28 protein-coding genes and 1 pseudogene are annotated in these 26,818 nt (G+C 76.4%); 20 read left to right on the forward strand and 9 right to left on the reverse strand.

The features are described from left to right. Nucleotides 1-76: 76 nt before the first annotated feature. From CFLA_RS21300 to CFLA_RS14025, 3 genes and pseudogenes are all read right to left on the reverse strand, one after another. Nucleotides 77-472, reverse strand: a pseudogene (locus CFLA_RS21300) (Rv3654c family TadE-like protein); the annotation flags it as partial. After that, nucleotides 469-801, reverse strand: coding sequence for a TadE family type IV pilus minor pilin (locus tag CFLA_RS19130; RefSeq protein ID WP_148234371.1), 333 nt, complete (start codon nucleotides 799-801; stop codon nucleotides 469-471). The pseudogene CFLA_RS21300 and the gene CFLA_RS19130, both read right to left, overlap by 4 nt. A 59-nt stretch (nucleotides 802-860) precedes the next feature. Continuing rightward, a complete protein-coding gene (locus CFLA_RS14025; protein WP_013117989.1) occupies nucleotides 861-1,163 on the reverse strand; it encodes a DUF4244 domain-containing protein in 303 nt (100 codons plus the stop codon). Nucleotides 1,164-1,407: 244 nt separating this feature from the next. Between CFLA_RS14025 and CFLA_RS14030 the strand changes: the two genes are divergently transcribed. Continuing rightward, nucleotides 1,408-2,076, forward strand: a complete 669-nt coding sequence (locus CFLA_RS14030) for a hypothetical protein (RefSeq protein WP_013117990.1) — start codon at nucleotides 1,408-1,410, stop codon at nucleotides 2,074-2,076. Between the two features lie 49 nt (nucleotides 2,077-2,125). On the opposite strand, the gene CFLA_RS19135 is transcribed toward CFLA_RS14030, so the two are convergent. From CFLA_RS19135 to CFLA_RS14050, 4 genes are all read right to left on the reverse strand, one after another. Beyond that, nucleotides 2,126-2,542 (reverse strand): type II secretion system F family protein, encoded by a 417-nt coding sequence (locus CFLA_RS19135; protein WP_245530250.1) that lies wholly within the window; start codon nucleotides 2,540-2,542, stop codon nucleotides 2,126-2,128. Nucleotides 2,543-2,829: 287 nt separating this feature from the next. After that, nucleotides 2,830-3,561 (reverse strand): type II secretion system F family protein, encoded by a 732-nt coding sequence (locus CFLA_RS14040; protein WP_013117992.1) that lies wholly within the window; start codon nucleotides 3,559-3,561, stop codon nucleotides 2,830-2,832. Then, nucleotides 3,558-4,775 carry a TadA family conjugal transfer-associated ATPase gene (locus tag CFLA_RS14045; protein ID WP_013117993.1) on the reverse strand — a complete coding sequence of 406 codons (1,218 nt, stop codon included), beginning with the start codon at nucleotides 4,773-4,775 and terminating at the stop codon, nucleotides 3,558-3,560. The genes CFLA_RS14040 and CFLA_RS14045 overlap by 4 nt, the downstream gene beginning before the upstream one ends. Continuing rightward, the gene (locus tag CFLA_RS14050; protein WP_013117994.1) at nucleotides 4,772-5,461 is read right to left on the reverse strand and encodes a CpaE-like family protein; all 690 of its coding nucleotides are present in this window, start codon (nucleotides 5,459-5,461) and stop codon (nucleotides 4,772-4,774) included. The genes CFLA_RS14045 and CFLA_RS14050 overlap by 4 nt, the downstream gene beginning before the upstream one ends. 243 nt (nucleotides 5,462-5,704) lie before the next feature. Here CFLA_RS14050 and CFLA_RS14055 point away from each other — a divergent pair, with 243 nt between their 5' ends. From CFLA_RS14055 to CFLA_RS14110, 12 genes are all read left to right on the forward strand, one after another. Further along, complete coding sequence (locus CFLA_RS14055) at nucleotides 5,705-6,796, forward strand: acetamidase/formamidase family protein (RefSeq protein WP_013117995.1); 1,092 nt, start codon at nucleotides 5,705-5,707, stop codon at nucleotides 6,794-6,796. Beyond that, entirely contained in the window at nucleotides 6,793-8,532 is a 1,740-nt protein-coding gene (locus tag CFLA_RS14060; protein WP_013117996.1) for an AtzH-like domain-containing protein, read from the forward strand. The genes CFLA_RS14055 and CFLA_RS14060 overlap by 4 nt, the downstream gene beginning before the upstream one ends. 119 nt (nucleotides 8,533-8,651) lie before the next feature. Continuing rightward, nucleotides 8,652-9,242, forward strand: coding sequence for a 2-oxo-4-hydroxy-4-carboxy-5-ureidoimidazoline decarboxylase (gene uraD, locus CFLA_RS14065; protein ID WP_013117997.1), 591 nt, complete (start codon nucleotides 8,652-8,654; stop codon nucleotides 9,240-9,242). Beyond that, nucleotides 9,239-9,559: a hydroxyisourate hydrolase gene (gene uraH / locus CFLA_RS14070; protein WP_013117998.1), complete on the forward strand. Its 321-nt coding sequence runs from the start codon at nucleotides 9,239-9,241 to the stop codon at nucleotides 9,557-9,559. Before uraD ends, uraH begins: the two co-directional genes overlap by 4 nt. Before the next feature lie 3 nt (nucleotides 9,560-9,562). Beyond that, nucleotides 9,563-10,465 carry a factor-independent urate hydroxylase gene (pucL, locus tag CFLA_RS14075; RefSeq protein WP_013117999.1) on the forward strand — a complete coding sequence of 301 codons (903 nt, stop codon included), beginning with the start codon at nucleotides 9,563-9,565 and terminating at the stop codon, nucleotides 10,463-10,465. Between the two features lie 12 nt (nucleotides 10,466-10,477). Beyond that, complete coding sequence (gene allB / locus CFLA_RS14080) at nucleotides 10,478-11,884, forward strand: allantoinase AllB (RefSeq protein ID WP_013118000.1); 1,407 nt, start codon at nucleotides 10,478-10,480, stop codon at nucleotides 11,882-11,884. 57 nt (nucleotides 11,885-11,941) lie between these two features. Continuing rightward, nucleotides 11,942-13,150, forward strand: a complete 1,209-nt coding sequence (locus CFLA_RS14085; protein ID WP_245530251.1) for a pyridoxal-phosphate-dependent aminotransferase family protein — start codon at nucleotides 11,942-11,944, stop codon at nucleotides 13,148-13,150. Next, nucleotides 13,147-14,421, forward strand: a complete 1,275-nt coding sequence (locus CFLA_RS14090) for an allantoate amidohydrolase (protein ID WP_013118002.1) — start codon at nucleotides 13,147-13,149, stop codon at nucleotides 14,419-14,421. Before CFLA_RS14085 ends, CFLA_RS14090 begins: the two co-directional genes overlap by 4 nt. Further along, on the forward strand, nucleotides 14,418-15,308 hold the full coding sequence (locus CFLA_RS14095; RefSeq protein ID WP_013118003.1) for a MurR/RpiR family transcriptional regulator: 891 nt from the start codon (nucleotides 14,418-14,420) through the stop codon (nucleotides 15,306-15,308). The genes CFLA_RS14090 and CFLA_RS14095 overlap by 4 nt, the downstream gene beginning before the upstream one ends. Then, complete coding sequence (locus CFLA_RS14100) at nucleotides 15,308-16,129, forward strand: FAD binding domain-containing protein (protein ID WP_013118004.1); 822 nt, start codon at nucleotides 15,308-15,310, stop codon at nucleotides 16,127-16,129. Before CFLA_RS14095 ends, CFLA_RS14100 begins: the two co-directional genes overlap by 1 nt. Further along, nucleotides 16,126-18,906 carry a molybdopterin-dependent oxidoreductase gene (locus CFLA_RS14105; RefSeq protein ID WP_013118005.1) on the forward strand — a complete coding sequence of 927 codons (2,781 nt, stop codon included), beginning with the start codon at nucleotides 16,126-16,128 and terminating at the stop codon, nucleotides 18,904-18,906. The genes CFLA_RS14100 and CFLA_RS14105 overlap by 4 nt, the downstream gene beginning before the upstream one ends. 61 nt (nucleotides 18,907-18,967) lie before the next feature. Next, on the forward strand, nucleotides 18,968-19,609 hold the full coding sequence (locus tag CFLA_RS14110; protein ID WP_013118006.1) for a GyrI-like domain-containing protein: 642 nt from the start codon (nucleotides 18,968-18,970) through the stop codon (nucleotides 19,607-19,609). On the opposite strand, the gene CFLA_RS14115 is transcribed toward CFLA_RS14110, so the two are convergent. Then, nucleotides 19,606-19,950, reverse strand: coding sequence for a hypothetical protein (locus CFLA_RS14115; RefSeq protein WP_013118007.1), 345 nt, complete (start codon nucleotides 19,948-19,950; stop codon nucleotides 19,606-19,608). The genes CFLA_RS14110 and CFLA_RS14115 overlap by 4 nt on opposite strands. Before the next feature lie 119 nt (nucleotides 19,951-20,069). Here CFLA_RS14115 and CFLA_RS14120 point away from each other — a divergent pair, with 119 nt between their 5' ends. Continuing rightward, nucleotides 20,070-20,588: a GNAT family N-acetyltransferase gene (locus CFLA_RS14120; RefSeq protein WP_013118008.1), complete on the forward strand. Its 519-nt coding sequence runs from the start codon at nucleotides 20,070-20,072 to the stop codon at nucleotides 20,586-20,588. 113 nt (nucleotides 20,589-20,701) lie between these two features. Here CFLA_RS14120 and CFLA_RS14125 read toward each other — a convergent pair whose 3' ends face one another. Next, entirely contained in the window at nucleotides 20,702-21,640 is a 939-nt protein-coding gene (locus CFLA_RS14125; RefSeq protein WP_043599095.1) for an XdhC family protein, read from the reverse strand. Between the two features lie 140 nt (nucleotides 21,641-21,780). Here CFLA_RS14125 and CFLA_RS14130 point away from each other — a divergent pair, with 140 nt between their 5' ends. The 6 genes from CFLA_RS14130 (at nucleotide 21,781) to CFLA_RS14155 (ending at nucleotide 26,793) form a co-directional block, all read left to right on the forward strand. Beyond that, complete coding sequence (locus CFLA_RS14130; protein WP_013118010.1) at nucleotides 21,781-22,341, forward strand: nucleoside deaminase; 561 nt, start codon at nucleotides 21,781-21,783, stop codon at nucleotides 22,339-22,341. A 270-nt stretch (nucleotides 22,342-22,611) separates the two neighbouring features. Continuing rightward, the gene (locus tag CFLA_RS14135; protein WP_013118011.1) at nucleotides 22,612-23,685 is read left to right on the forward strand and encodes an ABC transporter substrate-binding protein; all 1,074 of its coding nucleotides are present in this window, start codon (nucleotides 22,612-22,614) and stop codon (nucleotides 23,683-23,685) included. Nucleotides 23,686-23,689: 4 nt separating this feature from the next. After that, nucleotides 23,690-24,520 (forward strand): ABC transporter ATP-binding protein, encoded by an 831-nt coding sequence (locus CFLA_RS14140; protein WP_013118012.1) that lies wholly within the window; start codon nucleotides 23,690-23,692, stop codon nucleotides 24,518-24,520. Then, nucleotides 24,508-25,368, forward strand: a complete 861-nt coding sequence (locus tag CFLA_RS14145) for an ABC transporter permease (protein ID WP_013118013.1) — start codon at nucleotides 24,508-24,510, stop codon at nucleotides 25,366-25,368. Before CFLA_RS14140 ends, CFLA_RS14145 begins: the two co-directional genes overlap by 13 nt. Continuing rightward, entirely contained in the window at nucleotides 25,365-26,231 is an 867-nt protein-coding gene (locus CFLA_RS14150; protein ID WP_013118014.1) for an ABC transporter permease, read from the forward strand. The genes CFLA_RS14145 and CFLA_RS14150 overlap by 4 nt, the downstream gene beginning before the upstream one ends. Continuing rightward, complete coding sequence (locus CFLA_RS14155; RefSeq protein ID WP_013118015.1) at nucleotides 26,224-26,793, forward strand: nucleotidyltransferase family protein; 570 nt, start codon at nucleotides 26,224-26,226, stop codon at nucleotides 26,791-26,793. Before CFLA_RS14150 ends, CFLA_RS14155 begins: the two co-directional genes overlap by 8 nt. The last annotated feature ends 25 nt before the right edge of the window (nucleotides 26,794-26,818 follow it).

The raw sequence follows: 26,818 nt of genomic DNA on the forward strand, positions 1-26,818 counted from the left end.
GCACGTGCCCGGCACCCGTCGGACGCGTGGGACGGGGCCGCCGCCCGCCGGTCGAGGAGCGCTGGCCCGCGCGCGCCACGTCGCGGCCCGTCCCGGCGGCACCGTCGACGCGCACGTGCACCGTGACGTCGCCGCTCGACCCGCGCACGCACGACGTCACGACCGCGCCGTTCCTGCCGGCCGCCTCGTCGGCCCGACCGCACGGGTCGGCGCCCCCGCCGGCCACGTGCTGCGCGGCCGCCAGCGCCGCGACGTCCGCGGCCAGCGCCGCGCGGACCGCGGTGACGTGCGCGGCGCCCACGACCGCCGTCGCCAGCACGAGCGACGACGCGACCGCGACCACCGCCAGGACCAGCACGGTCCCCGACCCTGCATCCCGCGGGTGCGACCCCCCACCGCCGCGACGCGGCGCGGTGGTGCGTGACCGCGCTCGGCTGCGCAGGAGTCCCGCACCGGGAGGTGCCGCGCTCACGGTTCCGCCCAGCTCGTCGCGGAGCCCTGTGCCCGTGCGCCGCCGAGGACCGACCAGCCGGTGAACGGCGTACTCACGGTGACGGTGACCCAGCCCTCGTCACGCGCGACGCGCACCTCACCCCGGTCGCCGAGCACGCGACGGGCCGCAGCGACGACCACGTCGTCGGGCTCGCCGAGGGCCGCGACCCGGGCACCCGTGCGAGCGGCGTCGAGGCACGTCAGCCGCGCGACGGTGGCGGCCCCGGTCGCGAGGACCGCGACCAGCACCACGGCGACGGCGACCATGCCCACCGCGAGCTCGGCGGTGACGGCGCCGCGGTCGCTCACGTCGCCGAGGCGGAGCCGTCCGGCCCGCAGGACGTCGCCCGGACCGCGGCGCCGACCGCTCATCCGCCGAGCGCCTGACGCACGATGCCGGACAGCAGGCCCTTCACCTCGTTGCCCTTGAGCACCACGAGCAGCAGGCCCGCGAACCCGACCGCGGCCAGCGTCGCGATCGCGTACTCCGCGGTCGCCATGCCCGCGTCGTGCGCCGCCGTCCGGGCAGCGCTGGTCCGCCCCCGTGCTGCGGCGACCACCGCTGCCACGCCGCCCGTCACCGCGCGCTCGGTGTGCGTGGGCGAGGCGGACCGGCCCGCCCTGTTCTTCCGTGTCTCGCCCTCGGTCTCGGCCCTCGTCACGTGTGCCATCGGTCGTCTCCTTCATCGCATCGGCCCGCCGGGCCGGGCACCGCTGTGGCGCCCGTGACGAGCCTCGGCGCCCGCCGCGTCGCCGTGGGCCGTGGCTCGGCGATCCGTGGACGAGGCACGCGAGAGAGGGGGCTGTGGTCGGCTCACCAGCGGGGACTGGCTACCGACGGGCGACGAGTACGGCCGGCGAGGCTCCTGTCCCGCTCCGTGACGCGGCGTCGTCACCTTCGCTAGGGTCCGGCACGTGACGCCGCTGCCGAGTCCGAGCCCGATCCACGTCGTCCTCCGGCAGGCGTCCAGCGGCACCGACTGGTGGACCCCGGGCGTCCTCGTGCCGTTGACCGTCGCCCTGGTCGCCCTGAGCGGCGTGGTGTGGTCCACCTGGCACAACGCGCGGGCGAGCCGGAAGGCCGAGGACAGACGCGCGCACGCGGCGATCGCCGCGGAGGATCGCCGCGCCGCCGCCGCCATCGACGCCGAGAACCTCCGCCACGAGCACGCGATCGAGGCGGAGAACCTCCGCCACGAGCACGCGATCGAGGCCGCTCGGAAGGGGCGCGTGGTCGAGGCCCGGCACCAGTTCTACGTGGAGCTGGAGGCCGCACGGATCGCGCTCTCCGACGCGCTCGGCGCGATCCCGACGATGCGCTCGGAGTCGATCGATCCAGAGAGGCAGCAGCGCTTGAGGCAGGCCGTCGAGCAGTTCGCGGGTGTCCGAGCCACGGCAGGTCTGCACGCGAGCAGAGAGGTCGAGCGCGCGGCGGCGTTCGTCCAGGAAGCGGCCTCCCTGTTCACCATCGGTCAGCCGAGCGTGCCTCCGACCACCAAGCAGCGGACGCGGGAGGAGCACCTTCGGCAGAGGGTCGCGGAGCTGAGGGACAAGCTCCGGGCCGAGGTCGGGGTCGAGGACTGAGCACCTCGAGCAGGCAGGCGTGACAGCCTGCCCGCTGCGCGCACGACGCTCAGGGCACGACCGCTCGGAGGTCACCGGCGAGACCGAGCACCACGGGGACCAGCCCGAGGAGCACGAACGCCGGCAGGAAGCACGCGCCGAGCGGGAGCGTGAGCCGCACACCGAGCGCCCCGGCGGCGGCGCGGACGTGCGCCCGGTGCTCGCGGCGTAGACCGGCAGCGGCGGCACGCAGCGCGGGGCGTGGTGAGGCTCCGGCGTCCCAGCCGCCGCGCAGCGCCCGCGCGAGCGCAGCGACCGACGGCGGGGCGCCCGCCCAGGCGGCGTCCCAGGGTGCGCCGAGGGCGAGCGCCGTCCCGGCGCGGGCGAGCGCGTCGCCGTCCGCGCCGCCGAGGTGCCGGCCCGTCACCGCGAGCGCGGTCGGCACCGGCGCGCCGCCACGGACGGCGGCCGCGCACAGTTCGAGCACGAACGCCGGGTCGAGGTCCCGATCGGTCCGGCGCGGACCGTGCCGTCGTCCCCGTACCGGGGCGTCACACCACCGCATCAGGGCACGCCACGCGCCGGGCCGGCGGTACCCGGCAGCCTGCGGGGTCACCGGCCCGGGGGCCGCACCGGGGACCACGAGGTGCGTGCGCGGGGTGGGCCCTGCGCGCGGGTCCCCCCGACGTCGCGGCGCGCCGGGTCGTCGGACCACCCACGGCAGCGCTCCCAGCAGCACGCACGCGCCCACGACGACTCCCACCGCCACCGGGCTCACGGCGCCGCGGCCCGGCGCAGCAGCGCCTGGACCCAGACCTGTCCGGCGACGAGCAGCCCGACACCCGTGACCGCCACCGCGCTGCCGAACCCGCCGTCGGTGAGCACGTCCCACGGCCGCGCGCCCATGCCCGCGCCCACGAGCAGGCCGAGCACGGGCAGCGCCGCGAGGACGCGCGCCGTCGCGCGCGGCCCGGCGAGCGCCGACTCCAGCTCGCCCGCCTGCTCGGCGTCGGCGGCGACGGCGTCCGCGAGGTGCTCGAGCACGTCGGCGAGCGGTGCGCCCGTCTCGGCGGCGACGTGCGCGCCCGCGACGACCGCGCGGGCCCGGGCGCGCGTGGCCGACCGGTCGCCGACCACCGCGGTCAGCGCCTCGACGGCAGGCACGTCGCCGGTCACCGTCTGCCCCAGCACCGCACCCCACGCGGCGCCGGGCGGCGCACCGGCTCGGACGCGCGCGGAGACCGCGTGCAGGACGCTCGCGAGGTCCTCGGGCGCGGCACGCCGCCGACCTCCTGCCGCCCCGCGCGGTGCGCCCGACGATCCGCGGCCCGCGCCCGGACGTCCCGACGCCCCCGCGAGCCCGGACCTCGCCGAGCGTCCGACCACCGACGCTCGCCCGGGTCCTGTCATCCACCCCGGCCCGGCGACCACCCGCAGCCGACCCGCGGCCGGCGCCGGCAGCACCACGACGGCCACCGCCACCAGCACCCCGACGACGACGCTCACGCCCCGACCTCGGTGCGTGCCGCGAGCCGCGCCCAGCCCTCGCCGGGCCGCACCCGACCGTCCTCCGCCACGGCGACGGCGGTGACGACCCGCAGCCCGCCGTCGCCCACCCGTTCGACGACCCCGATCTCCGCGAGGTGCCGCCGCCCGGCGTCCGGGCCGTGCCGCACGCGTCGCACGTGCAGCACCGCGTCGACGGCACTGGCGGCCTGCGCCGCGACCGCCGCGCGGTCCATCCCCGCGAGGGCGGCCAGCGCCTCCAGCCGGGCGGGGACGTCGGCGGCCGTGTTGGCGTGCAGCGTCGCGCAGCCGCCCTCGTGGCCGGTGTTGAGCGCGGCGAGCACCTCGCGCACCTCGGCACCGCGGCACTCGCCCAGCACGATCCGGTCGGGTCGCATGCGCAGCGCCTGGCGCACGAGGTCCGCGAGGTCGACGCCGCCCGCGCCGTCGACGTTGGGCGGCCGGCTCGTCAGCCGCACGACGTGCGGGTGGTCGGCGACGAGCTCCCCGGCCTCCTCCACGAGCACGACGCGCTCGTCGTGCGGGACGAGCGACAGCAGCGCCGCGAGCAGGGTCGTCTTGCCCGCTCCGGTGGCGCCCGAGACCAGCACGTTGGCCCGCGACGTCACGATCCCGCGCAGCACGGGCTCGAGCGTGGGCGGTACCGCACCGGCCGCGACGAGCTCGGCCAGGGTGAACGCGCGCGGCCGCACGACGCGCAGGCTCATCACCGTGCACCCCTCGGCCAGCGGCGGCAGGACGGCGTGCAGACGGGTGCCGTCGGGCAGGCGCGCGTCGACGGTGGGCGCGGCGTCGTCGAGCCGGCGGCCTGCCGCCGAGGCGAGGCGGACGGCGAGCGCGCGGACGTCGGCGGGGGTCCCCAGGTCCACGTCGACGCGCCGCAGAGCGCCGTCCCGTTCCACCCACACGTCGCGCGCGCCGTTGACCAGCACGTCCGTCACGGCCGGGTCGTCGAGCCAGGGCTGCAGAGGTCCGGCACCGAGCAGCGTGTCGGCGACGGCGCGCACCGTGGCCGCCAGCGGCTCGGGGCCGAGCAGCGTCCCGTGCGCGCGCAGGGCGGCGTCGACGAGCGCGGGCAGACCGTCGACCGCTGGGTGCGGGCGGGTGCGCAGCGCGTCGCGGACGTGCGCCACGACCTCGTCGGGCACGGACCGGCGCGCCGGCGCCGCGCTGCGCCCGAGGAGGCCCGTCACGAGCTCGTCCGCAGACGCCGCACGACCGCGTCCGCTGCTCGCGCGGCCGGCCCTCGCCCACCGGGGCCGATGCGTTCGGCACGGGCCGCCAGCGCGCGGTCGCGGCGAGCGGCGTGCCACACGTCGAGCCCGCTCGCCGCCGCCACGTCGCCGGCCCCGAGCGTCGTGCGGGCACCACGCTGGACCACGAGCCCGGCGGCGGTGCGGGCCTCGTCCAGCCGCGGCCGCAGCGCGAGCGCCCCGGCGACGCTGCGCAGGTCGGCACGGGCCGCGACGACAGTCGCCTCGCACGCGGCCAGCGGCGCGTCACCGTCGACGACGGTGCCGCGGTCGAGGTCGAGGACCAGCGCGCCGACCTCGCACGCGAGCGCGTGCAGCACGTCGACGCGCACCCCCGGGTCCACGGGCTCCGGTCGCGTGCGGTCCGCGGAGAGCACCGCGCACGCACCCCACCGCGGCAGCAGCGCGAGCACGTCCGCGCCGCGCACGTCACCACCGGCACCCCGCAGGTCCGGCCAGCGGGCACCGTCGACGTCCTCGACGCCCACGACCACGTCGAGCCCGCCGGCACCGCGGTCGAGGTCGACGAGCACCGTCGACGTCGTGCGGGACAGTCGTCGCGCCACCAGGGCGGCGAGCGTCGACGTCCCCACGCCACCGGCCGCGCCGACCACTCCGACCACCACGGCCCTGCGTCCTTGCTGCACGCGTCCCCCTCGCCCCTCGATCCGTACGGGAGTCCCGTGGACCCGACCCTGCAGCACCCCGCAGGCCCAAGACCCGCGGTCGGACCAGATCTGTGGACCGACCCGCCGCCACGGGGGGCTGTGGTCGGCTCAGAGGGTCGAGGGACCGCCGACCGGGCGACCGTGCCACCGTCGGGGGACGGCGCAACACGCCCGTCACCGACGCCGCCTACAGTCCCGGGCATGCTGCTCGACCCCGGCACCGGCCCCGTCCGCGCCGCCACCTACCTGCCGTCGACCCCGGACAACGTCCTGTGGGGCCGGCTGCCGTGCGCCGCCGACGCGCCCGTCCTCACGGTCGACCCGGGCACCGAGGTCACGGTCGACACCCTGAGCCACGAGGGCCTCCTGGAGGACCAGGGGCGCGACCCGCGCGGGTTCTTCGGTGCGCACGGCCTGATCGACGTGCTCACCGACGCGGTGGCGCTCGCGGCGTCGGACCACCCGCACGACCCGGTGGTCGACGGCCCGCACGTCGTCACCGGCCCGATCGCGGTGCGCGGCGCCCGGCCGGGCGACGTCCTGGCGATCACCGTGCTCGAGGCCCTGCCCCGGGTGCCGTACGGCGTGATCTCCAACCGGCACGGTCGCGGCGCGCTGCCGGGCGAGATGCCCGAGGGTGGCGTCGACGTCGTCAGCGTGGTGGCCCGGCTCGACCCGACCGGCACCCGCGCGGTCATGCCCCGGGCGGCCGGCAGCGACCGCACCGTCGCGTTCCCCCTCGCGCCCTTCCCCGGCATCCTCGGCGTGGCCGTCGCGGGCGACGAGCGACCGCACTCCGTGCCCCCGGGCGCCCACGGCGGCAACCTCGACATCAACCTGCTGCAGGCCGGTGCGACGCTGTACCTGCCCGTGCAGGTACCCGACGCGCTGGTCTACGTGGGCGACCCGCACTTCGCGCAGGGCGACGGCGAGGTCGCGCTCACCGCGCTCGAGGCCTCGCTGCGGGTCACGGTCCGCCTCGACCTGCTGCCCGGCGCGCAGGCGCTCGCCGAGCTGGGGCCGCTGACCGGTCCCCTCGTCCGCACGTCGGAGCACCTCGTCCCGACAGGTCTCGACGTCGACCTCGACGAGGCGCTGCGGGCGTGCGTGCGCGCCGCTCTCGACCTGCTGCAGGCGCGCTTCGGCATGGACCGCGCGCACGCGCTGGCGTACCTGTCGGCGGCCACGGACTTCGACGTGTCGCAGGTCGTGGACCGCGTCACGGGCGTGCACGCCCGCATCCGCCTGGCCGACTTCGACGAGCCGGGTGCCGGGCAGGTCACCGGCGCATGAGGACCGACCCGCCACCGGGCCTCATGGCCGCGTTCGCCGCCTACGAGCGCGCGCTGGCCGCGGACGACCTCGACGCGCTCGACCGGCTGTTCGCGCCCGGTGCGCACACGCTGCGCGGCGACGCGAGTGGTCTGCTCGTCGGGCACGACGAGATCGCGGCGTTCCGCGGTGCACGTGGCGGCGCACCGGCCCGGCGGCTCGTCGAGGTGCACGTGCGCACGCTCGACGACGACCACGCGCTCGTCGTCGCGGTGACCGAGCCGCTCGCCGGCGGGCGAGGCCAGCAGACGCAGCTCTGGGTGCGTGACGACGCCGGCTGGGCGGTGGTCGCGGCGCACGTCCACGCCCCGGCGCGCGCGTTCGACACCCGCGTGTGGCGCGTGCTCGGCGACCCCCTGGTGGCGGGCGCGCACGACGGCCCGCTGGCCCGTCGCACGGTCGCGGTCAAGGACCTGTACGCGGTGGCCGGGCAGCGCGTCGGCGCGGGCAACCCGACGTGGCTGGCCGACGCGCCGGTCGAGTCGGAGCACGCCGACGCGGTCGCCCGGCTGCTCGCGGCGGGCGCGGACGTGCGCGGCGTGACCCGCACCGACGAGCTCGCGTACTCCCTCGCGGGCACCAACGCGCACAGCGGCACGCCGCCGAACCCCCGCGCCCCGGGGCGCGTGCCCGGCGGGTCGTCCTCGGGCTCGGCGGCGGCCGTGGCGCTGGGCCAGGCCGACGTTGGCCTGGGGACCGACACCGGAGGGTCGGTGCGCGTGCCCGCGTCGTACCAGGGCCTGTACGGCATCCGGACGACGCACGGCGCGGTGTCGACCAGAGGCCTCGTGCCGCTCGCTCCCACGTTCGACGCCGTGGGCTGGCTCACCCGGGACGCGGACCTGCTCGTCGCGGTCGGCGACGTGCTCCTGCCGCCCGAGACCGACACCGCACCCCGGTCGCCGCGGCTGCGGGTGAGCCCGGCGCTGCTCGCCCACGCGCAGGGCGACGTGGCCGCGCGCGTCGCCGTGTTCGCGGCCGACGCCGGTGCGACGGTGACCGACACGTGGGACGGCGTGGACCTCGCGGCGTGGGCGGAGGTGTTCCGCGTGCACCAGGCCTGGGAGGCGTGGCGCGAGCACGGTGCGTGGGTGAGCGCGCACCCGGGCGCGCTGGGGCCCGACGTGGCCGGGCGGTTCGCCGCGGCGTCGCGCATCGACGACGCCGACGGGGCCGCCGCGGCGGTGCGGCGCGAGCAGCTGCGCGAGCGCGTCCTCGACCTCGTCGGGGACGACGTGCTCGTGCTGCCGGCGGCGCCCTCGGTGCCCCCGCGACCCGACCCCGTCGGCCTCGAGGCGGTGCGCGCCGCCACGCTGCGGCTCACGTGCGTCGCCGGGATCGGTGGGCTGCCGGCGGTCGTGCTCCCGATGCCGCACGGGGCCGGATCGACGGCTCGCGACCTCGGAGGCGGGGCCGGATCGACGGCTCGCGACCTGGGAGGTGGGGCCGGATCGACGGCTCGCGACCTCGGAGGTGGGGCCGGATCGACGGCTCGCGACCTGGGAGGTGGGGCCGGATCGACGGCTCGCGACCTCGGAGGTGGGGCCGGATCGACGGCTCGCGACCTGGGGGCGGGGGGGCTCGTGCCTGCGGTGGGTCAGCGGGCGGGACTGCCGGTCGGCGTGTGCCTGCTCGCCGCGCCCGGGCGTGACCGTGCGCTGCTACGCCTCGCGCGCGAGCTGGCCGACGCGCTGTGACGGCGCCCTCGGGCCGCGGGCCCACGGGTGGTGTGCGGACGTATTCACGCTGCTGAAACAGCGGTTTCCCTCGGCGACACATCGTCCGCCTACGGTCGGCGACGGCGAGAGGACACCGGATGCTGCTCGAGGAGTTCAACGCGCTGCCCGAGGGCGAGGCGCAGGCGTTCGTGCGGGCGTGCGCGGACGTGCCGTGGTGGGCGACCGCGGTCGCGGCCGCGCGCCCCTACCGCTCGGTGGCGGCGCTGCGTGCGTACGCGCACGAGGAGGCCATGGCCTGGGGGCCCGGCGACGTCGAGCGGGCGCTCGCCGACCACCCGCGGATCGGCGAGAAGGGCCGCGGCGCGACGGCGGCGCTCTCGGCGCGCGAGCAGGCCGGGGTGGACCCGGCCGACGCCGAGGTCGCCGCCCGCCTCGCGGACGGCAACGCCCGCTACGAGGAGCGGTTCGGCCGGGTGTTCCTCGTGCGGGCCGCCGGTCGCAGCAGCCGCGAGATCCTCACGCTGCTCGAGCAGCGGCTGACGCACGACCGCACGACGGAGGCGCGCGTGACGGCCGGCCAGCTGCGGGAGATCGCCGACCTGCGTCTCGCGCAGCTCGTCACCGCGACGGCCGTCGACCCCGTCGACGACGCCGACGACGACCTCGCCGACCTCGACGACACCTCCGTGACACCCGTCGCGGCACCGCTCGCGGAGCCGGTCGGGTGACCTCCTGCTCGACCCACGTCCTCGACGCGGCGGCCGGACGCCCCGCCGCCGGCCTGGACGTCGCGCTGCTGGCCGCCGACGGCACCGTGCTGGAGCGGGGCCGCACGGACGACGACGGCCGGCTGCGCTGGGACACGACGCTCACGACCGGCACGTACGGCCTGCGCTTCGCCACCGCGGCGTGGTTCGCCGCCGCGGGCGTCGCGACCGTGCACGCCGCGGTGCACCTGGAGGTGCTCGTCGACGGCTCGCAGCCGCACTACCACCTGGCGCTGCTGCTGAGCCCGTTCGCCTACACCACGTACCGAGGGAGCTGACGCATGGCCGTCGGAGACGTCGTCCTGGGAGCCAACCAGTACGGGAAGGCCGAGGTGCGCCTGGTGCGCGTCACGCGCGACACCCCCGTGCACGAGATCGAGGACCTCACGGTCACCACGCAGCTGCGCGGCGACTTCGCCGCGTGCCACACCACCGGGGACAACGCGCACGTGGTGGCGACCGACACGCAGAAGAACACGGTCTACGCGTTCGCCCGCACGCACGGCGTGGGCTCTCCCGAGGCGTTCCTGCTGCGCCTCGCCCGCCACTTCGTCGACGGGTTCGACCAGGTGACGGGCGGGCGGTTCGCGGCCGACGTGCACGCGTGGGACCGCATCGCGGTGGACGGCAAGCCGCACGACCACGCGTTCGTCCGCACCGGCGCCGGCACGCGCCGCGCCGTGGTGCTCGTCGACGGTGACGACGTGCACGTCGTCTCGGGCTTCACCGGCGCGACGGTCCTGAAGTCGACCGGTTCGGAGTTCTGGGGCTTCCCGCGCGACCGCTACACGACGCTCGCCGAGACGAAGGACCGGATCCTCGCGACGTCGGTGACGGCGTGGTGGCGCTGGACGACCCCGGACGTCGACGTCGAGGCCCGCTACCCCGTGGTGAAGGACCTGCTGCTGTCGACGTTCGCGCAGGTGCACTCCCTGGCGCTGCAGCACACGATCTTCGAGATGGGCCGCGCGGTGCTCGAGGCCTGCGACGACGTCGCCGAGGTGCGGCTGTCGTGCCCCAACAAGCACCACCTGCTCGTGGACCTCGAGCCGTTCGGCCTGGAGAACCCGGGCGAGGTGTTCCATGCGGCCGACCGCCCGTACGGTCTCATCGAGGCGGCGGTGCACCGCGAGGGGGACCCCCCGGTCCCGCACGTCTGGGCGTCCGTGCCCGGGTTCGTCTGACCGGCGGTCACGGTGACGACGACGACGCCGGACGCGCTGCCCGTCCGCGGCTTCCCGCCCCACCCCGCACCGGGCGACCTGCTCGCGGCCGTGCGCGGCCGCCAGGTGCTCGTCGACGGCGTGCTGCGGGCGGCGACCGTGCACGTCGCCGACGGTCGCGTGGCGGTGGTCGGCCCGTACGACGACCCCGTCGAGGGCCCGGTCCTCGACGCCCCCGACCACGCGTACGTCCTGCCCGGGGTGGTGGACTCGCACGTGCACGTCAACGAGCCGGGGCGCACCGCGTGGGAGGGCTTCGCGTCGGCGACGCGCGCGGCGGCCCTCGGCGGCGTCACGACGCTCGTCGACATGCCGCTCAACAGCATCCCGCCCACGACGACGACGCGTGCCCTGGCCGCCAAGCGCCGCGCGTCGACCGGTCAGCTCACGGTGGACGTCGCGCTGTGGGGCGGAGCGGTGCCGGGCAACCTCGACGACCTGCAGCCGCTGTGGGACGCGGGGGTCATGGGCTTCAAGTGCTTCCTGTCCCCGTCGGGCGTCGACGAGTTCCCGCCGCTGGGGCCGGTGGGCTTCGACGCGGCGCTGCGGACGGTCGCGGCGTTCGACGGCCTGGTGATCGTGCACGCCGAGGACCCGGGCGTGCTCGCGGACGCCCCCGTCCGGCCGGGCGGCGTGTACCGGGACTTCGTGGCGTCGCGCCCGCACGAGGCGGAGACGGCCGCGGTCGCGCGCGTCGTCGCCGGTGCCCGGGAGACCGGCTGCCGTGTGCACGTCCTGCACCTGTCGAGCGCGCGTGCGCTGGACCTGCTGGCCGACGCGCGCGCGGAGGGTCTGCCGGTGACGGTCGAGACGTGCCCGCACTACCTGACGTTCGACGCGGACGCGATCCCCGACGGCTCGGCGGCGCACAAGTGCTGCCCGCCGATCCGCGACGCAGGCAACCGCGAGGCGCTGTGGGACGGTCTGCGGGAGGGCGTCATCGACGTCGTCGTCACCGACCACTCCCCCGCGACGGCCGACGAGAAGCTCCGCGGCGGCGGTGACCTGCAGCAGGCGTGGGGCGGTGTCGCGGGCCTGCAGGTGGGTTTCCAGGCGGTCGCGCACGGCGCCGCGGCCCGCGGGATCGGCATCGAGGACGTGAGCCGGTGGATGTCGACGGGGACGGCCGACCTGGTCGGCCTGCCGCACAAGGGCCGGATCGCCGCCGGCGCGGACGCCGACCTGCTCGTGCTCGACCCGCGCGCACCGCTGCACGTCGACGTGCGCACGCTCGCGCACCGCCACCCCATCAGCGCGTACGACGGCGTCGAGCTCTCGGCGTCGGTGACGGCGAGCGTGCTGCGCGGGCGCGTCGTGGCACGTGACGGCGCGGTCACCGCGGGCACGGGTCGGCTGCTGTCCCGCCCTCGGCGGCCGTGACCCGGTGCGCACGTCACGGAAACGTCGGTGAAACGGCCGTTTCGTAACGTGCCGCGCATGACGCTGCACCCGCCGTACCGCCTGCTCATGGGGCCGGGCCCGGTCAACGCCGACCCGCGCGTGCTGCGGGCGATGTCGGCGCCGCTGGTCGGGCAGTTCGACCCGGTGATGACGGGGTACATGAACGCGACGCAGGACCTCTACCGGCAGGTGCTCCGCACGACGAACGACGCGACGCTGCTGGTCGACGGCACCGCGCGCGCCGCGATCGAGGCCGCCCTGGTGTCGCTGGTCGAACCGGGCGACACGGTCCTGGTCCCGGTGTTCGGGCGGTTCGGCCACCTCCTGGTCGAGATCGCGCGCCGCGCGGGTGCGAAGGTCGCGACGGTCGACGCGCCGTGGGGCCAGGTCGTCGACCCGCAGGCGGTCGCCGACGCCGTGCGGGCCCACCGCCCGCGCGTCGTCGCGGTGGTGCACGGCGACACGTCGACGACGATGCGCCAGCCACTGGCGGACATCGGCGCGGTCTGCGCCGAGCACGACGCACTGCTCTACGTCGACGCGACCGCGTCGCTCGGCGGCAACGACGTGCGCACCGACGACTGGGGCCTCGACGTCGTAACCGCCGGGCTGCAGAAGTGCCTCGGCGGCCCGCCGGGCAGCGCACCGGCCACGCTGTCGGACCGCGCGCGCGACGCGGTGCGGGCGCGCACGCACGTCGAGGAGGGCCTGCGCACGGACGCCGACGAGCCCCGCGGCACCGTCATCGGCTCCAACTACCTCGACCTCGCGCAGGTCCTCGACTACTGGGGCCCGCGCCGCCTCAACCACCACACCGAGGCCACGTCGATGCTCTACGCGGCGCACGAGTGCGCGCGCGTGCTGCTCGAGGAGGGCCTGGACGCCGCGGTCGAGCGGCACCGGCGCGCCGGTGCCGCTCTGCTCGCGGGCGTGCAGGCGCTGGGTCTGGCGGTCTTCGGCGATCCCGCGCACCGCATGCACAACGTCGTCGCGGTCGAGGTACCCGACGGCGTCGTCGCGGACGCCGTGCGCGCGGCGATGCTCGACGACTTCGCGATCGAGATCGGCACGTCGTTCGGCCCGCTGCACGGGCGCGTCTGGCGCATCGGCACCATGGGCGTCAACGCGCGCAAGGACGCGGTGCTCACGACGCTCGCGGCGCTCGAGCACGTGCTGCGCGCCCAGGGCGTCGCGGTCCCCCCGGGCGGCGGCGTGAGCGCCGCGCAGGAGGCGTACGCCGCATGACGACGGCCCGCGAGGTCCTGGACCGCTGCGACGCGCTCGCCGCGTGCAGCGACGCGCCCGAGCGTCTCGACCGCGCCCACCTCACCCCGGCGCTCGCGCGCGCGCACGGCCTCGTCGCGGGCTGGATGGCCGAGGCGGGGCTGCGCACGTGGCGCGACCAGGCGGGCAACCTGTGCGGGCGCACGGAGGGACGAGAGCCGGGGCTGCCCGCGCTGCTGCTCGGGTCCCACCTCGACACGGTGCCGGACGCGGGCCGCTACGACGGGATGCTCGGCGTGCTGCTGGGGATCGCGGTGGCGCAGCGGCTGCGCGACGAGGTCCCGACGTGGCCGTGCGCGCTGGAGGTCGTCGGCTTCACCGACGAGGAGGGCGCGCGGTTCGGCACGGCCCTCATGGGGTCGCGTGCGCTGGCCGGCACGTGGGACGACGCCTGGTGGGACCTGCGCGACGCGTCGGGGACCACCGTCGCGCAGGCCGCCCGCGACTTCGGGCTCGACCCGGGGCTCGTCGGCACGGCCGCGCGCCGCCCGCAGGACCTCGTCGCGTACCTCGAGGCGCACATCGAGCAGGGTCCGCTGCTCGAGGCGGCCGACCGTTCGCTCGGCGTGGTCACGACCATCGCGGGCGCACGACGGTTCCTCGTCGAGGTCGTCGGGGAGGCGCGGCACGCGGGCGGCACCCCCTACCCCCGCCGCCGCGACGCGCTGGTCGGCGCGGCGGAGGCGATCGTCCTGGTCGAGCGCACGGTGCGGGGGTCCGACGCGATCGCGACGGTCGGGCGCATCGAGGTCGAGCCCGGGGCCGTCAACGTCATCCCCGGCCGCGCGGTGTTCACCGTCGACCTGCGCGCCGCGACCGACGACGCGCGCGACGCCATGCGTGACACGCTGCTGGCGGGCATCGCGCAGGTGTGCGCCGCGCGCGGTCTGGGGATGCGCGTCACCGACCTGTACGAGGCACCCGCCACGCCGTGCGCGGACCGGCTGCGGGACGCGCTGCGCGCGGGTGTCGTCGCGACCGGCGACGCCGCTCCCCTGGACGTGTGGAGCCGCGCGGGGCACGACGGCATGGCCGTGTCCGCCGTCACCGACGTCGGCATGCTCTTCGTCCGCTGCCACGACGGCATCAGCCACCACCCGGCGGAGGCCGTGCGCGAGGTCGACGTGGCCGCGGCTCTCGACGCGTTCACCGCGGCCGTGCGCACCGTGGGCGCGACGGCCGGGTCCGGTGCGACGGTGAGGTCCGGTGCGACGGTCGGGTCCGGCGCATGACGACGACCGCACCCCCGCCCGCGTCGGCCGCGTCCACGGCGGTCGACGGTCTGCGGCTCGACGAGCGCGTCGCGGCCCGCTACGCGGAGCTGCCACCGCAGGAGCGCAAGGGTGCCGACGTGCTGCTCGAGCACTTCGGCGACCTCGCGACGTACAGCGCCGCCGAGCTCGCGGCCCTCGCCGGGGTGTCCAAGGCGACCATGAGCCGGCTGTTCCGCAGCCTCGGGTTCGACGACTTCTCGCAGGTCCGCGACCACCTGCGCGCGCTGCGGCAGCACGGCCTGCCGCTCGGGCTCGGCGACGCGCCCGACCTCGACGCGCACGTCGAGGCGGAGGCCGCCGCGGTGCGCGTCGCCGTGGCGGCGCTCGCCGTGCACCTCGACCCGGTCGCCGACCTGCTCGCGCACGCGCCCCGCGTCGTCGTGGTCGGCCTGCGCACCAGCTACCCGCTCGCGCTGCACCTGCGCCAGCAGCTCGCGCAGGTGCGCCCGCACGTCGCGCTCGTCCCGCAGCCCGGGCAGTCGCTCGCGGAGGACCTCGTGGACCTCTCGCCGCAGGACGCGGTCGTGCTCGTCGCCCTGCGCCGCCGCCCACCCGGCGTGCGGGCGCTCGTGGCGCGGCTCGCGGAGGCCGGGACACCCGTGGTCCTGCTCGCCGACCCGACGGCCCGCGCACTGGCCGCGCACGCGACGTGGTGGGTGCAGTGCCCGGTGCAGACCCGCGGCGCCTTCGACTCGTACGCGGCCGCCTCGTCCGTGGTCGCGGCCCTGGCCGACGCGGTCCTGGGGCGTCGTGGCCGCACGGGTGAGCAGCGCGTCGCGGGCATCGACTCGGCGTACCGCGCTCTCGGTGAGGTCGAGGCGCGCGGCGGGGCGGCGGAGCGCTGATGGACCTCGCCGTGGGCTCGCTGCGTGCGGCGCGCACGCGCAAGGACCTGTGCCTGGCACCCGGTGAGCGGCTGCTCGCCGGCGGCACGTGGCTGTTCTCGGAGCCCCAGCCGGACGTCACGGGGCTCGTCGACCTCACGACCCTCGGCTGGGAGCCGGTCGAGCGCGTCGGCGACGGGCTGCGGGTGGCGGCGACGTGCACGGTCGAGCAGCTCGCCGCGCACGTCCCGGACCCCGCGTGGACCGCGTGGCCGTTGGTCGGCGCGTGCGCCGACGCGCTGCTGATGTCGTTCAAGGTGCAGGGGCAGGCCACCGTCGGCGGCAACGTCGCGCTCGCGCTGCCGGCGGGTGCGATGACGTCGCTGCTCGTCGCGCTCGACGCGGTCGCGGTCGTCTGGACGCCCGACGGCGGTGAGCGGCGCGAGCCGGTCGTCGACCTCGTCGTGGGGCCGGGCCGCACGACGCTCGCGCCGGGCGAGGTGCTGCGCGCGTTCGACGTCCCGGCGCACGCGCTGCGCGCACGCGTCGCGGTGCGACAGCAGTCGCTCACGGCGGTGGGGCGCTCGGCGTCGCTCGTCGTCGCGCGCCGGGACGCGGACGGTGCGGTGACGCTCACGGTCACCGCCGCGACGCCGCGCCCGGTGCAGGCCAGGCTCGCGTCCGCGACGACGTCGGTGCCGACGTCCGTGCCGACGTCCGTGCAGGTGGACGCGGTCCTCGCGGGCCTCGAGTGGTACGACGACCCGCACGGCGCACCCGACTGGCGACGCGCCGTCACGACGCTGCTCGCGCACGAGGTCGTGACGGAGGTGGGCGCATGAGGGTCGACGGCGAGGAGGTCGCCGCGACGCCGGCGCCGGGGCAGTGCCTGCGCACGTTCCTGCGCGAGACCGGGCACACCGGCGTGAAGAAGGGCTGCGACTCCGGCGACTGCGGTGCGTGCACCGTCCTCGTCGACGGGCAGGCGCGGCACTCGTGCCTCGTGCCCGCCGCACGCGTCGTCAACGCCGACGTCACCACCGCCGCGGGCCTCGGCACGCCCGACGCCCTGAGCCCCGTGCAGGAGGCGTTCGTGGAGGCGCAGGGCTTCCAGTGCGGCTTCTGCACGGCGGGCATGGTCGTCACGGCGACCGCGCTGGCGGACGACGACGGGCACGTGCACCTCGACGAGGACACGCTGGTCCGCCGGTTCAAGGGCAACCTGTGCCGCTGCACGGGCTACCGGTCGGTGCGCGACGCGCTCGCCGGCAAGGTCAACGTGGTCCGCGACGGCGGTGTGGGCGACGCGGTGGCCGCGCCCGCGGGCCGGCGTCTGGTGTGCGGGCGCGAGCCGTTCACGCTCGACGAGCCGCCGTCCGGCCTGCTGCACCTGGCGGTGCTCGGCGCGCCGCACCCGCACGCGCGCGTCCTGGCGATCGACACGACCCGCGCCGAGGCGCTGCCCGGCGTGCACCTCGTCCTCACGCACCGCGACTCCCCCGACGTGCTGTTCTCCACGGGCCGCCACCAGGACCGGACCGACGACCCGGACGACACCCGCGTCCTCGACGACGTCGTGCGGTTCCACGGCCAGCGCGTCGCGGCGGTGGTCGCCGACTCGGTCGCTGCCGCGCGGGCGGCCTGCGCGCTGATCGACGTGACGTACGAGCCCCTGCCCGCCGTGCTCGACCCCGAGGAGGCGCGCCGGCCCGGTGCCCCGCTCGTGCACGGCGACAAGGACGCGGCCGTCTCCCGCATCGCGGACCCCGCCCGCAACGTGGTGGCGGCGAGCCACGGCGAGGTCGGGGACGTGGCCGGCGCGCTGGCCGCCGCGCCGCACGTCGTGCGGGGCACCTGGCGGACGTCGCGCGTCTCGCACGCCGCGCTCGAGACGCACGGCGCGATCGGTTGGCTCGACGCCGACGGGCGGCTCGTGGTCCGCACGAGCACGCAGGTCCCGTACCTCGTGCGTGACGAGCTGTGCCACCTGTTCGGGCTGGACCGCGAACGTGTGCGGGTCGTCGCGGCGCGCGTCGGCGGCGGGTTCGGCGGCAAGCAGGAGCTGCTCACCGAGGACCTCGTGACGCTCGCGGTGCTGCGCACCGGGCGGCCGGTCCAGTACGAGATGACGCGCGAGGACGAGCTGGCGCTCGCACCCTGCCGGCACCCGTTCCGGGTCGAGGTCGCGCTCGGCGCGGACGCCGACGGGCGGCTGACGGCGATGCACCTCGACGTGCTCACCGACACCGGCGCGTACGGCAACCACGCGCCCGGCGTGCTGTTCCACGGCATCCACGAGTCCGTCGCGCAGTACCGCTGCCCCGCCAAGCGGGTGGACGCCGAGGCGGTCTACACCCACCAGCTCCCGTCGGGCGCGTTCCGCGGCTACGGGCTGGGGCAGGTGCTGTTCGCGCTGGAGTCCGCGATGGACGAGCTCGCGCGCGAGGTCGGCCTGGACCCGTTCGAGCTGCGGCGGCGCAACGTCGTGCGGCCGGGCGACCCGTTCCTCGTCAACCACGCCGACACGACGACGGACCTCGGGTACGGCGTCGCCGAGCCGGGCGACGACACCCCGTCGTACGGGCTGCTCGAGTGCCTGGACCTCGTCGAGGACGCGCTCGCCACGACGCGCGCCGGCGACGCGTCGCTCGTCCCCGTCGGGGAGCGGTGGCGTGTCGGCGAGGGCGTGGCCGTGGCGATGATCGCGACGATCCCGCCGCGCGGGCACCACTCGACCGCGACGGTGTCGGTGGACGCCGACGGCCGGTACGAGGTCGCGGTCGGCACGGCCGAGTTCGGCAACGGCACGTCGACCGTGCACGTGCAGCTCGCCGCCACGGCGCTGGGCACCACCCCGGACCGTGTGCGGCTGCGGCAGTCCGACACCGACCGGGCCGGGTACGACACCGGCGCGTACGGGTCGACGGGGTCGGTGGTGGCCGGGCGCGCGGTCGCGCAGGCCGCGGCCGCACTGCACGACGACCTGGTGGCGGCGGCGCGGGCCGTGGCCGGCGACGGCTCGCCGAGCGCGCCGGCGACGGACACCACCCCGACGCCCGGCCCGCCCGTCGTCGTCGGGCGCGATGGCGTGCGCGTCGGGGACCGGCTCGTGACGTTCGCCGAGCTCGGCCCCCGCTCGGCGACGGGCGAGCACCACGGCAGCCCGCGCTCCACGGCGTTCAACGTGCACGGCTTCCGCGTGGCCGTGGACACCGCGACAGGCACCGTGCGGGTCCTGCAGTCGGTGCAGGCGGTCGACGCGGGCGTCGTGCTCAACCCCGAGCAGCTGCGCGGGCAGGTCGAGGGTGGCGTCGCGCAGGGCATCGGATCGGCGCTGCAGGAGGAGACGGTGCTGCGCGACGGCGTCGTCGTCAGCCGCGCGCTGCGCACCTACCGGGTGCCGCAGATGGCGGACGTCCCGCCGACGCGCGTCCTGCTGGCCCGCACGCGCGACGGCCTGGGCCCGCACGGCGCGAAGTCGATGAGCGAGGCGCCGTACAACCCCGTCGCCCCCGCGCTGGCCAACGCCGTCCGCGACGCGCTGGGCGTGCGGCCGCACGAGATCCCCATGACGCGGGACCGGGTCTGGCGGCTGTCGCAGCAGGCGGTGCGGCGCTAGCGTCGCAGGGGGCGCGCACGCAGGGGGCGCGGTCGCAGGGGGCGCGGTCGAGGGGGTCGACGTGGCGAAGGTGGACCTGACACAGCAGGTCGAGGCGTACCGCGCACGCGTCGGCCGGTTCGACGTCGTCACCGTCCCGCCGCTGACGTATCTCATGGTCGACGGGCACGGCGACCCGAACACGTCGGACGCCTACCGCGACGCGGTGTCGTCGGTGTTCCCGCTGGCGTACGCGCTGAAGTTCCTCAGCAAGCGCGAGCTCGACCGCGACTACGGCGTCCCGCCGCTCGAGGCGCTGTGGTCCGCGGACGACATGGCGGCGTTCACGACGACGCGGGACACCAGCCGCTGGGACTGGACGCTGCTGAACCTCGTCCCGGGCTGGGTCTCGCCCGAGCACGTCGAGGCGGCGCGCGCCCAGGTCGCCCGCAAGGGCGGTGCCCCCGTGCTCGACGCGGTACGGCTCGAGCCGTTCGACGAGGGGCTCGTCGTGCAGACCCTCCACGTCGGGCCCTACGACGCCGAGGGCCCGGTGCTCGCGACCCTGCACGACGAGGTGATCCCCGGGCGCGGGTTACGGATGACCGGGCGGCACCACGAGGTGTACCTCAACGACGCCCGCCGCACGGCACCCGAGCGGCTGCGCACGATCCTGCGCCAGCCGGTGGAACCGGTGGAGCCGGTCGAGCCGGAGTTGCCCTAGCGGTCGCCCTCGTCGTCCGCGCCCGGCCGGTCGTCCGCCGTCGCCGCGAGCGCCGCCCGTGCGCGGGCCTGCCGGTCCAGCTCCGCACGCCGCTGCCGGGCCGCCTCCAGGTCCTCGGTCGGCGGCCGGTACCCGGCGGCGTGGTCGGCGTGCTGCACCAGGCGGTACACGCCGACGGCCAGCAGCACCGTCGCGACGAACGCCAGCGCGCCCGCGACCCACTGCACCGGCCCGGACCACAGCCACGGCACCGGCGGCGTCACGGACACCTGATCGACGAGCACCGACACCAACCACAGGACCAGTCCCCAGCCGAACCAGGGCGCCGCGGGCTTCACCATGCCCGCATCATCGCGCCCTCGGCCGTGCGAGGTGCGGGAACGGCGGGACTCTCCCCCTGACGTGTGGCCGGGCGGTGCGGCACGATGGCGCAGACCCGTCCGACGACCGCGGAGGTGTGATGACCGAGGAGACGGCGCCGTCCGACGCGGCACCGGCGATCCGGACGGCGCGGCCCGAGGACGTCGCGGCCGTGCGCGCGTTCGGTGAGGCGCACGTGCGGCCGCACTACGCACCGCTCCTCGGCACGGAGGCGGCGGACGCCCAGGTGCGCGCCTGGTGGAGCGAGGAGTACCTCGCCCCGGCGGTCGACGCGGGGAACCTGCTGGTCGCCGAGGTCGACGGCGTCTGCGTCGGCGTCGCGCAGCTCGGCCGCGCCGGTGACGCCCACGTCGTCTACAAGCTGTACGTCGCCCCGGGTCTGCGTGGCTCCGGCCTGGGCCCGCGGCTGCTCGACGCGCTGACGCAGCGCCTGCCCGCCGACGCCGACGCGCTGCACGTCGAGCACGTCGCCGCGAACACCCGAGCCGCCGCCTTCTACGAGCGCGAGGGCTTCACGGTCCTGCGTGTCGACGCCGACCCGTCGGGGGACGGCGCTCGCGACGTCGTCTGGCGCGCCCGCCCGGTCCGCCGCGGCTGACGACGCCCGGGAGGCGTCACCTGCGAGACCGGGCTCGGGTGGCGCGGCGCGACCGATGAGCGTCCGCGGCCCGGTCTCGCGCGCGGGCCGTCCCGGGATGTGGAGGAGCGGCGTCAGCGCCGGTGGAGCGGGCCCGTCGTCGTCGACAGCGGCAGGCCCGTCGCGCCGTTGCGCGCCGTCACGACCTCCGCGAGGACCGACAGCGCCAGCTCCTGCGGCGTCGTGCCACCGAGGTCGAGCCCGATCGGCGACCGCAGCCGCGCGAGCGCGTCCGCACCCACCCCGGCCGCGCGCAGCGCCTCGACCCGTCGCGCGTGCGTCGCGCGTGACCCCATCGCGCCGACGTACCGCGCGGGCGACGCGAGCGCGGCGGTGAGCGCCGGCACGTCGACCCGTGCGTCGTGCGTGAGGACGACGACCGCGTGCTCCGCGGTGAGCGGGTGCGCCGCGAGCCAGCGGTCCGGCCAGTCGCGGACGACGGCGTACGCGTCCACGAACCGCTCCTTCGTCGCGAACAGCGGCCGCTGGTCGAGCACCGTGACGGCGAACCCGCAGGTCGCGGCCAGCCGCGTGAGCGCCACCGCGTGCTCGCCGGCGCCGACGACGAGCAGCGGGTGCGCGACCGGCGTCCGCAGCACCACCGCCGGGTCGTCCGTGCAGGCCCGCCCGTGCGCGTCGAGCGCGAGGCACGCGTCGAGCCCCTCGGCCGCGCGCCGCACCTGGTGCAGCGCGCCGTCGGTCAGGGCCGAGACCTCGTGCACCAGCACGGTGATCGTGCCGCCGCACGTCAGGCCCGGCTCGCCGAGGTCGTCGCCGACCCCGTACGACGTGACGTGGGCCGGAGCCCCGTCGAGCACCCCCCGGCAGCGCTCGACGAGGTCGGCCTCCACGCAGCCGCCGGACACGCTGCCGGCGACGGTGCCGTCGGACCCGACGACGAACGACGACCCGACCGCCCGCGGCGCGGAGCCCTCGACGCGCACGACCGTCGCCGCCACGACGCGCTGACCGGCGTCGAGCCGGCGGCAGATCTCCGCGGCCTGGTCGAGCATGCGCCCGACGGTACGAAACCCATGTTTCGAGAACTGGCGCGCGGGGGTAACGGTCCCGAAACAGCACGCGGCGACCATCGACGCAGCGGCCGACGACCCCCGGCCCACGAGCCGTACCAGGCCGACGAGAGGACCCCGCCATGTCGATCGTCGCGGACCCCGCAGCACGCGCCGCCCGGGTCGGCCGGCACGTCGCCGCACCGCCCGCCGCCGCATCACCGCACGACCCGGCCGCGGACGCGCGGTGGCTCGCCCGCGCCGTCGAGCTGGCGACCGCCAACGTCCACGACGGCGGCGGGCCGTTCGGCGCGGTCGTCGTCGCCGACGGCGTCGAGGTCGCCGTCGGCCAGAACCGTGTGACGCGCGACCTGGACCCCACCGCGCACGCGGAGGTGCAGGCGATCCGCGCCGCGTGCCGTGCCGCGGACACGTTCGCGCTCGACGGCATGACGCTCTACACGTCGTGCGAGCCGTGCCCGCTGTGCCTCGCGGCGTGCCTGTGGGCGCGCCTGGACCGCGTGGTGTTCAGCGCGGACCGGCACGACGCTAGCCGCGGCGGGTTCGACGACACCGCGTTCTACGAGCTGTTCGCGCGCGACCGCGCGACGTGGGACCGCACGCGTGTGCACGAGCTGCGGCTGCCGCAGTCCACGGACCCGTTCGACGCGTGGCTGCGACACACGTCCCGCACGGCCTACTGACCCCCACCCCCAACCCGCCGACCGGAACACCACCCACTTTCCGAGGCTCGTTCCGAGGAGTCAGGTTCCGCTCGGCGTGGGGTGGGGGCGGGTCCTGTGCCCCCGGACGGGTGAGGCGAGACCGAACCGTGACCCGCACGGACCTGGGTTAACACCCGGGACACGTCCCGCGACACGGCCGGACACGACCCGTCCGTAGCGTCACGCCGCGCAACGCCTGTTTCACGCTCCGCGCGACCCGCTCGCGCCCGTTCCCCCGCAGGAGTGCCGATGACCCTCCCCCACCACCCCCGCCGCGCGCGCCTGACGAGGGCCGCGACCGCGGCCCTCGTCGTCCTCGCCCTGGCCGCCTGCTCCTCGGGCGCCGACGCCGAGGAGACCGACGACGCGGGCACGGACGCTGCCACCGCCGAGCACGGCGACATCACGGTCCAGCTCTCGTGGATCAAGAACGCCGAGTTCGCGGGCGAGTTCTTCGCCGACAGCAAGGGCTACTTCACCGACGCGGGCTTCGGCACCGTGACCCTCAACGCGGGCCCGGGCGCGACGGAGTCGATCGTGCTGTCGGGCGGTGCCGACTTCGGCCTGTCGAACGCGATCTCGGTGGGCCAGGTCGTCGCGGAGGAGGACGCGCCGCTGAAGATCGTCGGCACGACGTTCCAGAAGAACCCGTTCACGATCCTGTCGCTGAAGGACGGCGGGGACATCGCGACCCCCGAGGACCTGGTCGGCAAGAAGATCGGCGTGCAGGCCGGCCCCAACGAGGCGCTGTTCGACGCGCTGCTCGCGGTCAACGAGATCGACCCGTCGCAGGTCACCAAGGTGCCGGTCGAGTACGACCCGTCGCCGCTGGTCAACGGCGAGGTCGACGGCTTCCTCGCGTACGTCACCAACGAGTCGATCATCGTCGAGTCGCAGGGCCACGAGGTGACGAACCTGCTCTTCGCGGACAACGGCCTGCCGTTCGTCGCGGAGTCCGTGGTGACGACGGACGAGATGATCGCGAACGAGCCCGAGAAGGTGAAGGCGTTCCTCGCGGCCGAGATCCGCGGCTGGAAGGACGCCGTGGCCGACCCCGAGGAGGGTGCGCGCCTGGCCGTCGAGGAGTACGGCAAGGACCTCGAGCTCGACATGGACAAGGAGATCCAGCAGGCCACGATCCAGATCGACCTCGTCGTCACCGAGGAGACCGACGCGAACGGCCTGTTCACCATCTCGGACGACCTCGTCGAGCAGAACCTCGCGACGCTCGCGGCCGCCGGCATCGAGCTCGAGGCCGAGGACCTGTTCGACCTCTCCCTGCTCACCGAGCTGCTCGAGGAGCAGCCGGACCTGGCCACGTGAGCCGATGACCGACGTGCAGCACGAGGCCGGCGCCCGGCGGACCCCCACGGGTCCGCTGGGCACCGGCGTGCGCCTCGACGGCCTCGGCAAGACGTTCTCGACGGGCCGGCGCCACGTGACCGCGCTGCAGGACACGACCCTGTTCACGGACAAGGGCAGCTTCCTGTCGCTCCTCGGGCCGTCGGGGTGCGGGAAGTCGACGATCCTGCGCATCCTCGCCGGGCTGGAGCAGCCGACGACGGGCACCGCGCTCGTCGAGGGTCGCACCCCGGTCGAGCTGCGGGCCGAGCACGCGCTCGGCATCGCGTTCCAGGACTCCGCGCTGCTGCCGTGGCGCAGCGTCGTGGCGAACATCCGGCTGCCGTTCGAGGTGTCCGGGAGGCCCGTGGACGACGCGCTCGTCGCGGACCTCGTGCGGCTCGTCGGGCTGGAGGGGTTCGAGAAGGCCACGCCGGCCCAGCTGTCGGGCGGCATGCGCCAGCGCGTGTCGATCGCGCGGGCGCTCGTCGTGCAGCCGTCGGTGCTGCTGCTCGACGAGCCGTTCGGGGCCCTGGACGACATGACGCGCCAGCGCCTCAACCTCGAGCTGCTGCGCATCTGGACCGAGAAGCCCGCGACGACGCTCATGGTCACGCACGGCATCGCCGAGGCGATCTTCCTCTCGGACCAGGTCGCGGTGATGAGCGCGCGGCCCGGCCGGGTCAAGCAGGTGATCGACGTGGACCTGCCGCGCCCGCGGACGCCGGAGATGATGCGCACGCCCGAGTTCCACGCGCTGCACGACCACGCCTCGGAGCTGCTGTTCGGCGGCGGGGAGGACGCGTGGACGTCGTGACGGGTGAGGTGGGGACACCCGCCGCGACCTCGCCGCCGGGAGCGCGGCGGGTGACCCGCCTGCTGCGCCGCTGGGCGCCGGGCACGGCGGGCGTCGTCGGGATCGTCGCCGTCTGGTGGCTCGCGGCCGTCACGGTGCTGGCCGGGACCACGACGCCCACGCCGCTGGGCGTCGCACGCGGGTTCGCCGCCGACGGCCTCGGGTTCTACGTCGCCAACGTGACCGTCACGCTCGAGGAGGCCGTGCGGGGGTTCCTCGTCGGCAACGGCCTGGCGCTCGCACTGGCCTCGCTCGTGCTGCTCGTCCCGGCGCTCGAGCGGCTGGTCATGCAGGTCGCGGTCATCAGCTACTGCCTGCCACTGGTCGCCATCACGCCGATCCTCTACATCGTCATCGGCCCGCCGCCGTCCGGGGAGCCGTCCGGCACGGCCGTGGTGCTCGCGGCGCTGTCGGTGTTCTTCACGACCGTCGTCGGCGCCGTCCTCGGCTTCCGCTCGGCCGACCCCGCCGTGCTCGACGTCGTCACGGTCCTGGGCGGCGGGCGCTGGCAGCAGCTCGTCCGGGTGCGGCTCGTGGCCGCGCTGCCCGGCATCCTCGGCGCGCTGCAGGTCGCGGCCCCGGCCGCGCTGCTCGGCGCGATCCTCGGCGAGTACATCGGCGGCGTCGATCGCGGCGTCGGGCCGGCGCTCGTCAACGCCGGGCAGTCGCTGAACGGGGAGCGCGCGTGGGGCATCGCCCTGGTGTGCGCGCTGCTCGCGGGCGCGGGGTACGCGCTGTTCGCGCTGGTGGCGCGGGCCGTGACGCCCTGGGCGTCGGGCGGACCGTCGGCCGGTGGTGGGGCGGCGTGAGCGCCCCCGGGACGCCGCTCGTCACACCGTCCGCGGCCACCACCGCGGACGCTCCCCGGCCCTCGGCGCACCCGGCCCTGCGCCGGGTGGGGCGCGTGCTGCTCGACGCGACCGCGACGACGGTCCTCGTCCTCGTCGCCTGGACCGCGCTGCTCGCGGCGCTCGACGTCTCCCCGTACGTCGGCAAGGGCCCGGCGCAGGTCTGGGAGTTCCTCGTCACGGACGCCGACGCCGGCGAGAACCGCACCGAGGTGCTCGATCTGCTGGGCGTCACCCTCACGGACGCCGCGATCGGCTTCGTCACCGGCATGACGGCCGCGGTCCTGCTCGCCGCGGCGATCGTGCTGTCGCGCACCGCGGAGGGCGCGATCATGCCCGTCGCGATGCTGTTCCGGTCCGTGCCGCTCATCGCGCTCGCGCCCGTCATCGTGCTGCTCGTGGGGCGCGGGGTCGCGTCCGTCGCCGTCATGAGCGGGATCGTCGTGCTCTTCCCCGCGCTCGTGACGATCGTCCTCGGGCTGCGCTCGGCGTCCCCGCAGATGCGCGACGTCGTCACCGTCCTGGGTGGCGGGCCGCGCACCGTGCTGCGCCTCGTGCAGCTGCCCGCAGCGCTGCCGTCGGTGTTCGCCGCGGTACGCATCTCCGTGCCCGGTGCGATCACCGGCGCGCTCATCGCCGAGTGGCTCGCCACCGGCGGCGGCATCGGGTACGGCGTGGTCTCGGCGGTCGGGCGAGCCCAGAACACCAAGGTGTGGGCGCTCGTCGTCGTCGTCACGCTCGCGTCGCTCGTCCTGTACACCCTCGCGCAGCTCCTCGAGCAGTGGGTGCTCGCACGGTTCGGGCCGGCGGCGGGGCGTGCCTGAGCGCCTGCTGGGGATCGTCCTGGCCGCCGGCGCCGGGACGCGCATGGGCCGGCCCAAGGCGCTGTGCTCGACGCCCGCCGGCGTGCCGTGGCTGGTGCGCGCGTACGACGCGCTGACGGGGGGCGGCTGCGGTCAGGTGCGCGTCGTGCTCGGCGCGGCGGCCGACGAGGCGCGCGCGCTCGTACCGCCCGGAGCGGTGACGGTCGTCGCCGACGACTGGGCGAACGGCATGGGCGCCTCGCTCGCCGCCGGGCTCGCCGACCCGGTGGACCCGCGCACCGTCGCCGTGGTCGTGACGCTCGTCGACCTGCCCGACCTCGACGCCCGGGCCGTCGCGCGCGTCACCCGCGGGCCGGTGACGGCGCAGGACCTGCGGCGTGCGACGTTCGCCGGCGCGCCGGGGCACCCCGTGCTCGTCGGACGCGCCCACTGGGTGCCGCTGCGTGCACGGCTGCGGGGCGACGCCGGCGCACGCGCGTACCTGCGCGCGCACCCGCCGCTCGAGGTCGACTGCACCGACCTGCCCGGTGGGTTCGACCGCGACCGCCCCGTGCCGCGGTGAGCCCCGGTCGGCGTGCGCACGCCTG

Origin of the sequence: Cellulomonas flavigena DSM 20109, assembly GCF_000092865.1 — a bacterium.
Classification (GTDB): Bacteria; Actinomycetota; Actinomycetes; order Actinomycetales; family Cellulomonadaceae; genus Cellulomonas; species Cellulomonas flavigena.

What these genes read in the sequence shown, in the direction of transcription:
- CFLA_RS14120 (WP_013118008.1), top strand. Translation starts at nt 20,070, where the DNA reads ATGACCGAGGAGACGGCGCCGTCCGACGCGGCACCGGCGATCCGGACG.
- uraD (WP_013117997.1), top strand. Translation starts at nt 8,652, where the DNA reads ATGCTGCTCGAGGAGTTCAACGCGCTGCCCGAGGGCGAGGCGCAGGCG.
- CFLA_RS14140 (WP_013118012.1), top strand. Translation starts at nt 23,690, where the DNA reads ATGACCGACGTGCAGCACGAGGCCGGCGCCCGGCGGACCCCCACGGGT.
- CFLA_RS14130 (WP_013118010.1), top strand. Translation starts at nt 21,781, where the DNA reads ATGTCGATCGTCGCGGACCCCGCAGCACGCGCCGCCCGGGTCGGCCGG.
- CFLA_RS14135 (WP_013118011.1), top strand. Translation starts at nt 22,612, where the DNA reads ATGACCCTCCCCCACCACCCCCGCCGCGCGCGCCTGACGAGGGCCGCG.
- CFLA_RS14095 (WP_013118003.1), top strand. Translation starts at nt 14,418, where the DNA reads ATGACGACGACCGCACCCCCGCCCGCGTCGGCCGCGTCCACGGCGGTC.
- CFLA_RS14100 (WP_013118004.1), top strand. Translation starts at nt 15,308, where the DNA reads ATGGACCTCGCCGTGGGCTCGCTGCGTGCGGCGCGCACGCGCAAGGAC.
- CFLA_RS14025 (WP_013117989.1), bottom strand. Translation starts at nt 1,163, where the DNA reads ATGGCACACGTGACGAGGGCCGAGACCGAGGGCGAGACACGGAAGAAC.
- CFLA_RS14115 (WP_013118007.1), bottom strand. Translation starts at nt 19,950, where the DNA reads ATGGTGAAGCCCGCGGCGCCCTGGTTCGGCTGGGGACTGGTCCTGTGG.
- CFLA_RS14085 (WP_245530251.1), top strand. Translation starts at nt 11,942, where the DNA reads ATGACGCTGCACCCGCCGTACCGCCTGCTCATGGGGCCGGGCCCGGTC.
- CFLA_RS14060 (WP_013117996.1), top strand. Translation starts at nt 6,793, where the DNA reads ATGAGGACCGACCCGCCACCGGGCCTCATGGCCGCGTTCGCCGCCTAC.
- pucL (WP_013117999.1), top strand. Translation starts at nt 9,563, where the DNA reads ATGGCCGTCGGAGACGTCGTCCTGGGAGCCAACCAGTACGGGAAGGCC.
- CFLA_RS14055 (WP_013117995.1), top strand. Translation starts at nt 5,705, where the DNA reads ATGCTGCTCGACCCCGGCACCGGCCCCGTCCGCGCCGCCACCTACCTG.
- CFLA_RS14125 (WP_043599095.1), bottom strand. Translation starts at nt 21,640, where the DNA reads ATGCTCGACCAGGCCGCGGAGATCTGCCGCCGGCTCGACGCCGGTCAG.
- CFLA_RS14090 (WP_013118002.1), top strand. Translation starts at nt 13,147, where the DNA reads ATGACGACGGCCCGCGAGGTCCTGGACCGCTGCGACGCGCTCGCCGCG.
- CFLA_RS14105 (WP_013118005.1), top strand. Translation starts at nt 16,126, where the DNA reads ATGAGGGTCGACGGCGAGGAGGTCGCCGCGACGCCGGCGCCGGGGCAG.